This window comes from Microbacterium sp. VKM Ac-2870 (genome assembly GCF_015350795.1).
Lineage (GTDB): Bacteria > Actinomycetota > Actinomycetes > Actinomycetales > Microbacteriaceae > Microbacterium.
Genome location: NZ_JADKSH010000001.1, coordinates 276,156 through 290,108, shown reverse-complemented (window position 1 = coordinate 290,108; position 13,953 = coordinate 276,156). Strand labels below are relative to the sequence as shown.

Below are 13,953 nucleotides of genomic sequence, written 5' to 3'. Positions count from 1 at the left end.
ATCAGTCCGCAGATGCCGGGGACTGATCACCCGTCGGTGTCGCAGCGACGGGCGTTCCGGTGAGCGCGGCAGTGGTCACACGACGACGCCCGCGTCCCTGACCCGGAGCCTTCGGCTCGGGAAGAGCACTGAGCACGGAGTCCAGGAGCATGTCCTTCTCCGTCTTCTCGCTCGACGCCCGCGCCGGCGACTCCCGCTTCTTGCGGGGACGCTTGGGCCGCTCGCTGGCGACCTCTGTCTCGACCGGAAGTGAGAGCACAGGCTCGGCGGACAGACCGGCCTCCTCGGCCGCGGTGTGGATCGTGGACGCCGCGATCTGTGCCAGCGCCGACTTCGCGCTCTCCGTGATGACGTGCGTCACGCCGTTGCCCGCGCTCGGCGCGCCGGTGGGAGCGCCCTGGCGCGAACGGCGACCGCCGTTGCTCTGCGACGGCGCCTGCGAGCCGCGGTGCTTGACGACCGGGTCGTGGTGAACGATCACGCCGCGGCCGGCGCAGACCTCGCACGGTTCGCTGAAGGTCTCCAGCAGCCCGAGGCCGAGCTTCTTGCGCGTCATCTGGACGAGACCGAGCGAAGTGACCTCGGCCACCTGGTGCTTGGTGCGGTCACGGCTGAGGCACTCAACAAGACGGCGCAGCACCAGGTCGCGGTTCGATTCGAGAACCATGTCGATGAAGTCGACGACGATGATGCCGCCGATGTCGCGCAGGCGCAGCTGACGGACGATCTCCTCGGCCGCTTCGAGGTTGTTCTTGGTGACGGTCTCCTCGAGGTTGCCGCCCGATCCGACGAACTTGCCGGTGTTGACGTCGACCACCGTCATCGCCTCGGTGCGGTCGATGACGAGAGATCCGCCCGACGGCAGCCACACCTTGCGGTCGAGAGCCTTCTCGATCTGCTCGGTCACGCGGAAGCGGTCGAAGGGATCCTGCTCGTCCTCGTACTTCTCGATGCGCTCGAGAAGGTCCGGCGCGACGCCGGCGAGGTAGGCCGTGATGGTCTGGTAGGCGTCATCGCCCTGGATCAGCATCTTGGAGAAGTCCTCGTTGAAGACGTCGCGGACGATCTTGACCAGCAGGTCGGGCTCGGAATGCAGCAGGGCCGGTGCACCGATGGTGTCCACCTGCGACGAGATGTGCTCCCACTGCGAGGTGAGACGCTGCACGTCGCGCGTCAACTGGTCTTCGGTCGCGCCCTCGGCGGCCGTGCGGACGATGACGCCGCTCGACTCGGGCAGCACCTCCTTGAGGATGCGCTTCAGGCGCGCGCGCTCCGTGTCGGGGAGCTTGCGCGAGATGCCGTTCATCGCGCCGCCGGGAACGTAGACGAGGTAGCGGCCCGGCAGCGATATCTGGCTGGTCAGGCGAGCGCCCTTGTGTCCCACCGGATCTTTGGTGACCTGCACGAGCACGCGGTCGCCGCTCTTGAGCGCAAGCTCGATGCGACGCGGCTGGTTGCCCGTCTCGACGGCATCCCAGTCGACCTCGCCGGAGTACAGCACCGCGTTGCGTCCGCGGCCGATGTCGACGAAAGCGGCCTCCATACTGGGCAGCACGTTCTGCACGCGACCGAGGTAGACGTTGCCGATCAGCGACGACTCCTGGCTGCGCGCGACGTAGTGCTCGACGAGGACGTTGTCCTCGAGAACGGCGATCTGGATGCGACCGTTCTTGGAACGCACGATCATGTCGCGGTCGACGGCCTCACGGCGCGCGAGGAACTCGGCCTCCGTCACGACGGTGCGTCGACGTCCGGCCTCGCGGCCATCGCGGCGGCGCTGCTTCTTCGCCTCGAGACGGGTGGACCCCTTGATCCGCTGCGGCTCGGTGATGAGTTCGACGGCACGGCGACGCGGAGGGGTCTGACCCTGTGGGGCGTCGTCCGCCTCGGATGCCGAGGCTCCTCCGCTGCGGCGGCGGTTGCGGCGGCGGGCGCTCGACGCGGTCTCCGGACCGGCCTCGTCGCGGTCGTCGCGACCGTCGGGCCGCGAGCCCGGGCGCGGCGGCAGCGGAGCCACAGCGGGTGCGTAGAAGACGAGCTGCGTCGAGACGGCCGAAACGAAGTCGGCGGGAAGCAGCCCGAGGCTCACGGCGGTGAGCGGCTGGTCGTCCTTTGCGGGCTCCGACGCCTCGGCGACATCGGCTGCCGCAGCCGCGTTGTCGTCGGCGGGCTCCGCACTCGCAGTCTGGTCGCCGGCGGCCTCCTCGTCGGATGTTGCGGACTCCGTGCCCTCCGCAATGTCGAGGCCGTCGATGGAGGCAGGGGCCTCTTCCGCAGCGGTCGGCTCCGGTGCGGCATCCGCGCTCTCGGGAACGAGGACGGGGGCGGCCTGATCGTCGGGCGACGAGGCGCTCAGAGCCTCGTCCGTGGCGGGTGTGGACTGGTCGTTGATCTGATCGGCCATCTCTGGCTTACTCCTCGCCGCCGGCTCCGCGTGCCGTCGGGTGACATCTGGCGGTACCTCCCGGGTGCCGGGCAACCGCGTGCTCATTCGGTCTGCAGCCTCACCCGCTCGGTGGCGGGGCTCGTACTGCCGGGCGTTCATCGCCCGAAGTCTTCGGTGATGCGCTGTGCGGCGCGGCCGCAATGCATCAGCCACCAGTATCGCATCTTCTTGCGTGGATCGAGCAGAACCGGTCTTCGGGCTCTCCGCGCGTCGCTTACGCTTCCCCAGCGGACACCATCCGCTCGAATGCGATAATCACCGTCATGCACCCACGCACGATCGACAGCCGGCCCCGAGTCCTCGCGATCTGGCTGGTGATCGCCGGCGTCATCGGTTGGATCGCCGCCTTCGCGCTGACGGTGGAAAAGCTCTCCAAAGTCGCCGGTTCGACGGCCGCGGCATCCTGCGACTTCAGCATCATCGTGCAGTGCAGCGCCAACCTGGAATCACCCCAAGGCAGCGTCTTCGGCTTTCCCAACCCGATCATCGGACTCGGTGGGTGGATGGCTCCGATCGTGGTCGGGATGGCGATTCTGGCCGGCGCGCGTTTCGCCCGCTGGTTCTGGTGGGCGTTCTTCGCGGGTGTGACTTTCGCCTTCGGCTTCGTCGTGTGGCTCATCAGCCAGAGCATCTACGTGCTCGGTACGCTCTGCCCCTGGTGCATGGTGACGTGGCTGGTGACCATTCCGACCTTCTACGCGGTCGCTGTTCATCTGCTGCGGTCGGGCGTCGTCTCCGACGCCCCCCGTGTGCGTGCCGTCGGAACCGCACTCGGTGCGTGGGTGCCGCTGATGGCACTCGTCACGTACGCGATCGTTCTGCTGCTCGCGCAGTTCCGCCTCGACGCGATTCCGCAGCTCATCGACGTCATCTTCTAGACAGCCCCGGCACACACCGACGCGCCCGGCCGCAGACCTGCGATCGGGCGCGTCGATATGCGGACGATCAGAACCAGATCGCGAGTTCGCGTGCCGCCGACTCGGGGCTGTCGCTGCCGTGCACCAGGTTCTGCTGCACCTTGAGTCCCCAGTCGCGACCGAAGTCGCCCCGGATCGTGCCGGGCGCCGCCGTGGTGGGATCGGTCGTGCCTGCCAGCGAACGAAAACCCTCGATGACGCGGTTGCCCGCCAGCCGGATGGCCACAGAAGGGCCAGAGAGCATGAACTCCACGAGCGGCTCGTAGAAGGGCTTTCCCGCGTGCTCGGCGTAGTGCTGCTCGAGCAGATCACGGTCGGGCTCGACGAGCTTGATGTCGACGAGTGCGTATCCCTTCGCCTCGATGCGGGCCAGGATCGCGCCAGTGAGGCCGCGGGCGACGCCGTCGGGCTTGACGAGGACGAGGGTCTCTTCGGTGGGCATGTCGGTCTCCGTTCGGTTACGGGCGGGGAGGAAGTACGCGGGCCGCGTTTCGACGATCGAGCGCCCTGCCCTTGATCGTCGCATACGCATACATCGCACCGAAAATGACCCCCACGACAACCAGCGCGGGAACGACGATTCCTCCGAGGACGACCACCCCCTGCCAGACCCAACCGAGCATGATGCCACTGCGCGAGTTGAGGCGAGCGGTCGTCAAGATCATGAGCAACGCCAGGACAGACCCCGCCACGATTCCCCACCACGATGCAATGCCCGCGGGAAGCGCGCTCAGCCCGTAGACGGCGAGACCGCCGAGGAACACGATGATGGACTCGAAGCCCAGCACGACCTGTGCCAGCGACTCCTCGGCGCCGCGCTGACGGCGCGCACGGGCTGCACTCACGCGTGCCACCCTTCCTTCCAATCCTCCGCCGCCGCCAGCTGCAGCGCCTCGCCGGCGAGCACGACACTTCCGGCGATGACCACCGCTCGTCGGTCTGAGGCGGACGCCCACTCGCGTGCGGCTTCAGCGGCATCGGCCAGGTCAGGGTGCACGCTGACGGGGATGCCCGCCGCCTGGACATGATCGGCGAGCGTGTCCGGGTCTGCCGCGCGCTCGGACGGGGGGGCGGTGACGAAGACATGGCTCGCCGCCGGTGCGAGGGTGGCGACGATGCCCGCCGTGTCCTTGTCGCGGAAGGCGCCGAGAACGATGCCCCACTCGTCGAAGTCGAACGAGTCGGACAGGGCGGCGACCAGCGCCCGTGCCCCGTGCGGGTTGTGGGCGCTGTCGACGAGCACGGTGGGAGCCACGCCGATCAACTGCAGCCGGCCCGGCGAGGTGACCTGCGCCAGTCCATCGGCGAGCACATCCGGCGCGATCGGCTGCGTTCCGGCGCCGATGAGCGACTCCACGGCGGCGATCGCGAGCGCCGCGTTGTGTCCCTGATGCGCTCCGTACAGCGGGAGGTAGAGGTCGTCGTACGTCGCGGCCAGTCCCTGCACACCGAGCTGCTGTCCGCCTACCGCGAGGCGCTGCGTCGTGAGGCCGAACGCGGTTCCCTCGACGGCCAGGGTGGCGCCTCGCGCTGCTGCTGCCGCAGTGAGGACCTCGATCGCTGCAGCGTTCTGTGTAGCCGAGACCGTGGCGGCACCGTCTTTGATGATGCCCGCCTTCACCGTCGCAATCTCGGCGATGGTGTTTCCGAGCTTGTCGGCGTGGTCGAGGTCGATCGGGGCGATGACGGCCACATCGCCATCGGCGGTGTTGGTCGAGTCCCACGTGCCGCCCATGCCCACCTCGACGACGGCGACATCGACAGGAGCATCCGCGAACGCGACGAACGCGAGCACCGTCAGCAGCTCGAAGAATGTCAGAGCTGCATCGCCGGATGCCGCGAGTTCTGCATCGACGAGGTCGACGATCGGGCCGATTTCGTCCCACGCATCTGCGATGAGCCCGTCGTCGATGGGTTCTCCGTCGATCATGATGCGCTCGGTGAAGCGCTCCAGGTGCGGGCTCGTGAACAGGCCGGTGCGGAGCCCATGCGCACGAACGATCGACTCGATCATGCGGCTGGTCGACGTCTTGCCGTTCGTGCCCGTGACATGGACCACCCGGTAGGTGCGCTGGGGGTCGTCGAGCAGCTCGAGCACCCGCCGGGTGCGCTCCACGCGAGGCTGTACCCACTGCTCACCTTGGCGGGTCAACAGGTTGCGGTAGACCGCGTCGGCGCGGTTGCGATCGTTCACGAGGACGCTCCGATGCGGGTGACGGCGACGGTGAACGGACCGCGGTTGGCGTAGGTCGCCGCCGCGATCTCCGCCGTGTAGTCGGCGTCGAGGGTTTCGGCCGCGGCGAGGACTGAGCCTTCGCCCAACAGGGCGGCCCCGTCGGGACCGACGACCGCGTAGTCCAGGGCGAGCGTCTCGCCGGCGACATCGGCCGCGGCGAACGCCGAGGCCACAGCATCGGCATCCTCGGTCGAACCGAAGAGCAGCTGCAGTCGGATGCGGTCACTCACGTCGAACCCGGCGGCTTTGCGTGTCTCCTGCACTGCCCGGACGATATCGCGCCCCAACCCCTCGGCCTCGAGTTCCGCGGTGGTGGTCGTATCAAGGAGGACGAAGCCCCCCTCGCCGTCACCGGCGCCGGGAAGCACGGCGAGCGCTTCGCCGTCGGGGCGGCCGGCGGTCTCGAGAACCAGGTCGTACTCCCCCGTCTCCAAAGCGACGCCGCCGACAGTGACGACGCCGTCGTGTTCGCTCCAGTCACCGGCGCGGGCGGCGCCGATGACCTGCTGCACCTGCGTGCCCAGGCGCGGACCTGCCGCTCGCGCGTTGACGGAGAGCCGGTGAGTGATGCCGTACTCCCGCGCCGTCGCCTCCTCGAGCTCGACGAGCTCGACGGTCTTGACATTCAGTTCCTCGCGCACGATGTCCTCGAATTGCGCAAGGCTCGCAGCCGCGGGCAGCACGACGGTCAGGCGCGGAAGCGGCAGACGCACGCGCTTGCCCTGCTTCTTGCGGAGCGCGTTCGCGACGCTCGACACCTCGCGGACCGCATCCATCGCGGTACGAATGTCGGTCGCGGCGGGGAAGGCATCGGCATCCGGCCAGTCGGTCAGGTGCACACTGCGCCCGCCGGTGAGCCCTTGCCACACGCGCTCGGAGATCAACGGGATCAGCGGCGCCGCCACCCGCGTGAGCGTTTCGAGCACGGTGTACAGCGTGTCGAACGCTTCGGTCGAGCGCGCGTCGTCGCTCACGCCGACCCAGAAACGGTCGCGCGAGCGGCGCACGTACCAGTTCGTCAGCGCTTCGGTGAAGTCGCGCAGCTTCGCGGCCGCGGTGGTCGAATCGAGCTGCTCGAGGTCGGAGGCGACCCCGCGCACGAGATCCCCCGTGAGGGCGAGGATGTAGCGGTCGAGCACATTCGTCGAGTCGGTGCGCCACGTGGCGGTGTACCCGCCGGGTGCAGCGGCATTGGCGTACGTCGCGAAGAAGTACCACGTGTTCCACAACGGCAGCAGGAACTCGCGGACGCCGGCCCGGATGCCCTCCTCGGTCACGACGAGGTTGCCGCCGCGTAGCACCGACGACGCCATCAGGAACCAGCGCATCGCGTCCGAGCCGTCGCGGTCGAAGACCTCGCTCACGTCCGGGTAGTTGCGCAGCGACTTGCTCATCTTCTGGCCGTCGCTGCCGAGCACGATGCCGTGGCAGGCCACGCCGGTGAACGCCGGCCGGTCGAAGAGGGCTCCGGAGAGCACGTGCATGACGTAGAACCAGCCGCGCGTCTGCCCGATGTACTCGACGATGAAATCGGCGGGGGCGTGTTCGTCGAACCAGTCGCGGTTGTCGAACGGATAGTGCACCTGCGCGTACGGCATCGAGCCGGAGTCGAACCACACGTCGAAGACGTCCTCGATGCGGCGCATCATGCTCTGCCCGGTCGGGTCGTCGGGGTTCGGGCGCGACAGCTCATCGATGTAGGGGCGGTGCAGATCCACCTCGCCGGCCGCGTTGCGCGGCAGGCGCCCGAAGTCGCGCTCGAGGTCGGCGAGCGAGCCGTACACGTCGATGCGCGGGTACTCGGGGTTGTCGCTGCGCCACACCGGGATGGGAGATCCCCAGAAGCGGTTGCGGCTGATCGACCAGTCGCGCGCACCTTCCAGCCACTTGCCGAACTGGCCGTGCTTGACGTTCTCGGGCGCCCAGGTGATCTGCTCGTTGAGCTCGATGAGGCGGTCCTTGATCGCCGTGACGCGCACGAACCAGCTCGAAACGGCCTTGTAGATCAGAGGGTTGCGGCAGCGCCAGCAGTGCGGGTACGAGTGCTCGTAGGACGCCTCGCGCACCAGGCGCCCCTCCGCGCGAAGGAGCCGGATGAGGGGACGGTTCGCATCCATCCAGAGCTCGCCGGCCACGTCGGGCACCTGCGGCAGGAAGCGTCCGCCATCGTCGAGGCTCATGATGAGCGGGATGCCGGCGGCCTCGGTGATCCGCTGGTCGTCCTCACCGTAGGCGGGGGCCTGGTGCACGATGCCGGTGCCATCGGTCGTGCTGACGTAGTCGTCGACGAGGATGCGCCACGCCGACTGCGTGCCCCACGTGTCGGCATCCGCGTAATAGTCGAAGAGACGGTCGTAGTGCACGTCCGCGAGATCAGCACCGATGACCGTGCGCTCCACCGCCTCCGCGGCCTCCGCGGCGCTCTCGTAGCCGAGGTCCTTCGCGTAGCCGCCAAGAAGGTCGGAGGCGAGCAGATAGCGGTGCGCCGTGGCGCCCTCGTCGTCGCCGGATGCCGGGACGTCAGCGGCCCCGTTCGGCCCGCCGGGCACAACGACGTATTCGATCGCGGGCCCGACGGCGAGGGCGAGGTTGGTCGGCAGCGTCCATGGCGTGGTGGTCCAGGCGAGCGCGCGCACGCCGGTCAGGCCCAGGCTCTCGGCCTTGACGCCGACGAGCGGGAAGGTCACGGTGACGGAGGGATCCTGACGCATCTTGTAGACGTCGTCATCCATTCGCAGCTCGTGGTTCGAAAGCGGCGTCTCATCACGCCAGCAGTAGGGCAGCACGCGATGGCCCTCGTAGGCGAGGCCCTTGTCCCACAGCTCCTTGAATGCCCACAGCACCGACTCCATGTAGCCGGTGTCGAGCGTCTTGTACCCGCGCTCGAAGTCGACCCAGCGCGCCTGGCGGGTGACATAGTCCTCCCACTGCTGGGTGTACTCGAGCACCGACTCGCGTGCCTTCATGTTGAAGGCAGCGATGCCCATCTGCTCGATCTCGCTCTTCTCGGTGATGCCGAGCTGCTTCATCGCCTCCAGCTCGGCAGGCAGGCCGTGCGTGTCCCAGCCGAAGACGCGGTCGACCTTCTTGCCCCGCATCGTCTGAAAGCGCGGGAAGAGGTCCTTGGCGTACCCGGTGAGCAGGTGGCCGTAGTGCGGAAGCCCGTTCGCGAACGGAGGCCCGTCGTAGAAGACCCATTCGTCCGCGCCGTCGCGACGTGTGATCGATGCGCGGAAGGTGTCATCCTGCGCCCAGAAGTCGAGAACCTCGCCTTCGATCTCGGGAAACCGCGGGCTCGGGGAGACGTCAGCGGCCGGGCCGAAGGCGCTCGTCGCAGGAGCCGTGGGCGCGCTCGTGAAGGTTTGAGGGTACGTCATGTCACTCCAGCAGGTGCTCGTGCATCGTATGAATCGTGCAGTCTTCCTGCGAGGACGATCATCAGACCGCGGTACCACCCCGCTTGCCGTTCCGATGAAGAAACGGCCACTCGTGCGACGGCTGTGACGGGCCTGCCCCGCGCGGTTCTACCGACCCCGAGGGGCTTTCTTCCGCGAGCTCCCCGGTGATGGCCGGATCAGTGCTGGTGAGGCCATCATACCGTCCGCGTAGTCTCGGGGCATGGTCTCGCGTCCCTCCGCTCCTGTGTCTCCGCGCATCACCGCTCCCGACCTGCCGGACGCGCTCGAGGATGTGACCGGCCTGCGCGCCCGCACCGACGTCCTCGCAGTGTCGGTGAACGCGCTGGCGGGCGATGTGGATGCCGTTCACGCCCGCATCGCGGAAGCCCGGGTGTCTGCGGCATCCGTCGGTCACCTCGATCTGACCGGAACCCATCTCGTCGATGTCGCCATCGACGAGATGCGGGCCGTCGAGGTGGTCGCCCGTGACGGCGCGTGGCGAAACGTCGAGATCTCGGGCGGGCGCATCGCGACGATCGACGGGTTGCGTGGTCGGTGGGACAGTGTCGTGCTGCGAGGCGTGCACGTCGACTATCTGTCGCTGCCGTCGGCCGAGCTTTCCGACGTGTTGTTCGTCGACTGTCGTTTCGGCACGATCGATCTGCCTGAGGCGCGCTTGACACGACTGGCATTCGAGGGGTGCCGCGCCGACGAGGTCGACACCCGTGGCTTGCGTGCTCGCGACCTCGATCTGCGCGGGCTGGAGGCGCTCTCCTTTACCGACCCCCGCGCTCTGTCCGGGACGTGGCTCGACGCGCGCCAGACCGAGCTGCACGCGACGGCATTCGCGCAGGCTCTCGGCATCCGGGTGACCGCGTGATCGCGCAGACCGCGCGCCTGCGGCTGCGGGAGATGACCGACGACGACCTTCCGGCGCTACGTCGAATTCTGCACGACCCTCAGGTCATGGTCGCCTACGAAGGCTCCTTTTCGGACGAGGAGTCGCTGGCCTGGCTGCGTCGTCAGCAGGAGCGCTACCGCGAACACGGATTCGGTCTGTGGGCGGTCGTGAAGCGGGACGGCGACGAGATGATCGGACAGTGCGGCATCACCCGGCAGCGCATCGAGGACGATGAGGTGACCGAGGTGGGCTACCTCTTCCAGCGCGCGCACTGGCATCGCGGCTACGCGCTCGAAGCCGCCACCGCCTGTCGCGACTGGGCCTTCGAAGAAACCGGGACCGACGCCGTCTGGGCGAAGGTGCGCAGCACCAACATCGCGTCGATGAACGTCGCCATCGGCCTCGGAATGCGGGTGCGTCGTGCTTTCACGACGCACTACCGCGGCGTCGACATGCCGCATCTCGGCTTCGCGATCAGCCGGGCAGAGTCAGAGCGTGTCCGCTCGCGGCGGGCGCTGGTCGGCGCCGCCCCGCGGTGCGGCACGTCGGCGTCCCGGTAGACTTGCGACACACACACTCAGGCACGCTCACACAGTGCCGCACATATCGAGGAGATACCCATGGCCATTCCCGACAAGCCCGCACTCGAGGGGCTCGAAGCCAAGTGGGACCAGATCTGGGCGGCCCGGGGCACGTATCTCTTCGATCGCGAGGCCGCCAAGGACTCGGGCCGTGGCGGCGTCTTCTCCGTCGATACTCCTCCGCCGACCGCATCGGGTTCGCTGCACATCGGTCACGTGTTCAGCTACACGCACACCGACGTCAAGGCGCGCTTCGAGCGCATGCGGGGCAAGACGGTGTTCTACCCGATGGGCTGGGATGACAACGGCCTGCCCACCGAACGTCGCGTGCAGAACTTCTACGGAGTGCGGTGCGATACGTCACTGCCGTTCGACCCCGACTTCACTCCCCCGTTCCGAGGCGACGCCAAGAGCCTCAAGCCGGCCGATCAGGTGCCGATCAGCCGCCGCAACTTCATCGACCTGTGCGAGGAGTTGACGCTCGAAGACGAAAAGGCCTTCGAGGACGTCTTCCGTCAGCTCGGTCTGTCGGTGGACTGGACGCAGACCTACCGGACGATCTCCGACGAGACGATCCGCACGAGTCAGCTCGCGTTCCTGCGCAATCTCGAGCGCGGTGAGGCCTATCAGGCGATGGCGCCGACGCTCTGGGACATCGACTTCCGTTCGGCGATCGCGCAGGCCGAGCTCGAAGACCGCGAGCAGCAGGCCTCTTACCACCGCCTCGCGTTCCACAAGACCGACGGATCCGGTGACATCCACATCGAGACCACCCGGCCCGAACTGCTCGCGGCGTGTGTCGCGTTGGTCGCCAATCCGGCCGATGAGCGGTACCAGCCGTACTTCGGGAAGACCGTGTCCACGCCGGTGTTCGGCGTGGAGGTCCCGGTGCTCTCGCACCCGCTCGCCCAGCAGGACAAGGGTTCGGGCATCGCGATGGTCTGCACCTTCGGCGATGTGACCGACATCATCTGGTGGCGAGAGCTTGATCTTCCCAACCGCACGATCCTCGGCAAGGACGGCCGCATCGTCGCCGAGGCGCCGGAGGCTCTGGTGACCGATGCCGCGCGTGCTGCCTATGCCGAGATCGCCGGGCTGACGGTATTCAGCGCGAAGAAGAAGATGGTCGAGCTCCTCGATGCCTCGGGCGAGTTGCTCGAGGTGTCGAAGCCGTTCAACCACCCGGTCAAGTTCTACGAGAAGGGCGACCGTGCCCTCGAGATCGTCTCGACGCGCCAGTGGTATCTGCGCAACGGCGCTCGCGATGAGGCATTCCGCGAGAAGCTCATCGCCCTCGGCAAGAGCATGGCCTGGCATCCGGACTTCATGCGCGTGCGCTTCGAGAACTGGACCAACGGTCTCACCGGCGACTGGCTCATCAGCCGTCAGCGCTTCTTCGGAGTGCCGATTCCCGTCTGGTACCCGCTCGATGAGAACGGGGAGAGAATCGAAGGTGGCGTGATCACCGCCGACATCGCGACGCTGCCGGTCGACCCGACGATCGACGTGCCCCCGGGCTACACGGAGGCACAGCGCGGCGTCGCTGGTGGCTTCGACGGCGAGAAGGACATCTTCGACACGTGGGCCACGTCGTCGCTCACCCCGCAGCTCGCCGGCGGTTGGCAGCGCGACGACGAGCTGTGGAACCTCGTCGCACCTTTCGACCTGCGCCCGCAGGGGCAGGACATCATCCGCACCTGGCTGTTCTCCACCATGGTGCGCTCGGCCCTGGAAGACGACCGCGCACCATGGTCGGACGCCGCGATCAGCGGTTTCATCGTCGACCCCGACCGCAAGAAGATGTCGAAGTCGAAGGGCAACGTCGTCACGCCCGCCGACATCCTCGAACAGCACGGCACCGACGCGGTGCGCTACTGGGCCGCGTCGAGCCGCCTGGGTGCCGACGCTGCGTTCGACCCGCAGAACCCGACGCAGGTCAAGATCGGACGTCGCCTGGCGATCAAGGTGCTCAACGCGGCCAAGTTCGTGCTCTCGTTCCCGGTCCCCGATGGAGCGCGGGTGACGCACGATCTGGATGCCGCGATGCTCGCCACGCTCGATCAGGTCGTCCGCGACGCCACGAGAGCCTTCGACGCGTACGACCACGCGCGAGCGCTGGAGGTCACCGAAGCCTTCTTCTGGACGTTCTGCGACGACTATCTCGAGCTCGTCAAAGAGCGGGCGTACAACCAGACCGACGTCGGCCAGGCGTCGGCCGCGCTCGCGCTGCGCCTGGCCCTGTCGACTGTGCTGCGTCTGCTCGCCCCGGTGCTGGCGTTCGCCACTGAGGAGGCGTGGTCATGGTTCGAGGACGGTTCGATCCACACTGCTCCGTGGCCCGAACCGCTCGGTGATGGCGACGGCTCGGGGTCTGCTGGCGGTGACCCCGCCGTGCTCGTCGCGGCCAGTGCCGCACTCATCGGCATCCGTCGCGCGAAGACCGAGGCGAAGGCTTCGCAGAAGACGCCCGTGAGCCGCCTGGTGCTGCGCGCGGATGACGTGACGATCGCAGCCCTGCGCCTCGCCGAGGGCGATCTGAAGGCCGTCGGTCGCATCGCCGAGCTGGAGTTGCTCGGTGACGGCGACGCCCTCACGGTCGAAGCCGTCGAACTCGCTCCGGAGGTCTGACATGCAGCTGGGAACGCGCTGGACCAGCGGCGACGAGCCGCCCGCGGCGGTGCCGGCGGTATTGCGGGCACAGATTCACGCCGTCGACCGTGCTCTGCCCGCCGACGACCTCGGTCAGCCACGGCCGCGATGGACCCTGACGTTCCTGGAGGGCCGGCCGATCGCCGAGCTCGACACCGGCGTCATCGTCGAAGCCACGGCATCCGGCGAGGCCATCGTTCGTCACGATGACGAGGACGACTTCGCCTGATCGTTTCGGCGTCAGGACGGAGCGTCGGAGCTCTGCCCGGGGCGGTCGATTCGATAGACGAGCCGCGCGAACGGCCCGGCCGCGCGAGCCGACTGCAGTGACAAGCGGCTCGCCTCGATGCGGCGCGGCAGGATCGGGGCACCGGCTCCCAGTGTGACGGGCGCGAGAGAGACCGCGATCTCGTCGAGAGCGTCGGCGTCGAAGAACTGTCCGGCCAGATCTCCCCCGCCGACGACCCAGATGTCGCCGTCGTCGGCGGCGGCGCGAATCTGCGCCAGCGCGTCGACGACCGGGCCGGACACGAAGGTGACATCGGCGCCGGCAGGCCGCGGGAGGGCGCGCGTGGTGAACACGAACGTCGGCTTGTCGCCGTAGAGCTCCCGCCACCGCTCGGGATGTGCGAGGAGATCTTCGGCGGCGAGCACCCACTCGTAGGTGGTCGATCCCTCCACGAGCACTCTCGCGTTCTTCGGGAGCAACTCCGGGTCGGCCGCCTCGCCCCCCGCCGCCGCGAAGAGCCAGGCGAGTGAGTTCTCGCCGTCGGCGATGAAGCCGTCGAGTGACGCGGCCGTGTCGTAGACGATTCTGCTCACGAC

Annotated in this window: 11 protein-coding genes; 5 read left to right on the top strand and 6 right to left on the bottom strand. The window is 68.0% G+C overall.

Annotated features, from left to right (window positions below; translation table 11 throughout):
• Position 1: 1 nt before the first annotated feature.
• Positions 2 to 2,404, bottom strand: a complete 2,403-nt coding sequence (locus ITJ43_RS01435) for an Rne/Rng family ribonuclease (RefSeq protein WP_194581424.1) — start codon at positions 2,402 to 2,404, stop codon at positions 2 to 4.
• A 305-nt stretch (positions 2,405 to 2,709) separates the two neighbouring features.
• On the opposite strand from ITJ43_RS01435, the gene ITJ43_RS01430 reads away from it, so the two are divergent.
• Complete coding sequence (locus ITJ43_RS01430; RefSeq protein WP_194581422.1) at positions 2,710 to 3,324, top strand: vitamin K epoxide reductase family protein; 615 nt, start codon at positions 2,710 to 2,712, stop codon at positions 3,322 to 3,324.
• A 67-nt stretch (positions 3,325 to 3,391) separates the two neighbouring features.
• On the opposite strand, the gene ndk is transcribed toward ITJ43_RS01430, so the two are convergent.
• Genes ndk through ileS form a run of 4 tightly spaced genes read right to left on the bottom strand, consistent with a single transcriptional unit; the run spans position 3,392 to position 8,976 of the window.
• Positions 3,392 to 3,805: a nucleoside-diphosphate kinase gene (ndk, locus tag ITJ43_RS01425; protein WP_194581420.1), complete on the bottom strand. Its 414-nt coding sequence runs from the start codon at positions 3,803 to 3,805 to the stop codon at positions 3,392 to 3,394.
• Positions 3,806 to 3,821: 16 nt separating this feature from the next.
• Complete coding sequence (locus ITJ43_RS01420) at positions 3,822 to 4,217, bottom strand: DUF4233 domain-containing protein (protein WP_194581418.1); 396 nt, start codon at positions 4,215 to 4,217, stop codon at positions 3,822 to 3,824.
• Complete coding sequence (locus tag ITJ43_RS01415; protein ID WP_194581416.1) at positions 4,205 to 5,557, bottom strand: bifunctional folylpolyglutamate synthase/dihydrofolate synthase; 1,353 nt, start codon at positions 5,555 to 5,557, stop codon at positions 4,205 to 4,207. The genes ITJ43_RS01420 and ITJ43_RS01415 overlap by 13 nt, the downstream gene beginning before the upstream one ends.
• Positions 5,554 to 8,976: an isoleucine--tRNA ligase gene (ileS, locus tag ITJ43_RS01410; protein WP_194581414.1), complete on the bottom strand. Its 3,423-nt coding sequence runs from the start codon at positions 8,974 to 8,976 to the stop codon at positions 5,554 to 5,556. The genes ITJ43_RS01415 and ileS overlap by 4 nt, the downstream gene beginning before the upstream one ends.
• Positions 8,977 to 9,217: 241 nt before the next feature.
• On the opposite strand from ileS, the gene ITJ43_RS01405 reads away from it, so the two are divergent.
• From ITJ43_RS01405 to ITJ43_RS01390, 4 genes are read left to right on the top strand one after another with little or no spacing between them, the layout of a single operon-like run.
• A complete protein-coding gene (locus ITJ43_RS01405; RefSeq protein WP_194581412.1) occupies positions 9,218 to 9,877 on the top strand; it encodes a hypothetical protein in 660 nt (219 codons plus the stop codon).
• Positions 9,874 to 10,458 carry a GNAT family N-acetyltransferase gene (locus tag ITJ43_RS01400; RefSeq protein WP_194581410.1) on the top strand — a complete coding sequence of 195 codons (585 nt, stop codon included), beginning with the start codon at positions 9,874 to 9,876 and terminating at the stop codon, positions 10,456 to 10,458. Before ITJ43_RS01405 ends, ITJ43_RS01400 begins: the two co-directional genes overlap by 4 nt.
• A 60-nt stretch (positions 10,459 to 10,518) precedes the next feature.
• Positions 10,519 to 13,107 carry a valine--tRNA ligase gene (gene valS, locus ITJ43_RS01395; protein WP_194581408.1) on the top strand — a complete coding sequence of 863 codons (2,589 nt, stop codon included), beginning with the start codon at positions 10,519 to 10,521 and terminating at the stop codon, positions 13,105 to 13,107.
• Between the two features lies 1 nt (position 13,108).
• A complete protein-coding gene (locus ITJ43_RS01390; RefSeq protein ID WP_194581406.1) occupies positions 13,109 to 13,357 on the top strand; it encodes a hypothetical protein in 249 nt (82 codons plus the stop codon).
• Between the two features lie 11 nt (positions 13,358 to 13,368).
• Here the strand turns inward: ITJ43_RS01390 and ITJ43_RS01385 are convergent, their stop codons facing one another.
• The gene (locus tag ITJ43_RS01385; protein WP_194581404.1) at positions 13,369 to 13,950 is read right to left on the bottom strand and encodes a dihydrofolate reductase family protein; all 582 of its coding nucleotides are present in this window, start codon (positions 13,948 to 13,950) and stop codon (positions 13,369 to 13,371) included.
• Between the last annotated feature and the right edge of the window lie 3 nt (positions 13,951 to 13,953).

Bases quoted from the DNA above. Each gene is read 5' to 3' on its own strand.
- ileS (WP_194581414.1), bottom strand. From the start codon at position 8,976: ATGACGTACCCTCAAACCTTCACGAGCGCGCCCACGGCTCCTGCGACG.
- ndk (WP_194581420.1), bottom strand. From the start codon at position 3,805: ATGCCCACCGAAGAGACCCTCGTCCTCGTCAAGCCCGACGGCGTCGCC.
- ITJ43_RS01405 (WP_194581412.1), top strand. From the start codon at position 9,218: ATGGTCTCGCGTCCCTCCGCTCCTGTGTCTCCGCGCATCACCGCTCCC.
- ITJ43_RS01430 (WP_194581422.1), top strand. From the start codon at position 2,710: ATGCACCCACGCACGATCGACAGCCGGCCCCGAGTCCTCGCGATCTGG.
- ITJ43_RS01435 (WP_194581424.1), bottom strand. From the start codon at position 2,404: ATGGCCGATCAGATCAACGACCAGTCCACACCCGCCACGGACGAGGCT.
- ITJ43_RS01390 (WP_194581406.1), top strand. From the start codon at position 13,109: ATGCAGCTGGGAACGCGCTGGACCAGCGGCGACGAGCCGCCCGCGGCG.
- valS (WP_194581408.1), top strand. From the start codon at position 10,519: ATGGCCATTCCCGACAAGCCCGCACTCGAGGGGCTCGAAGCCAAGTGG.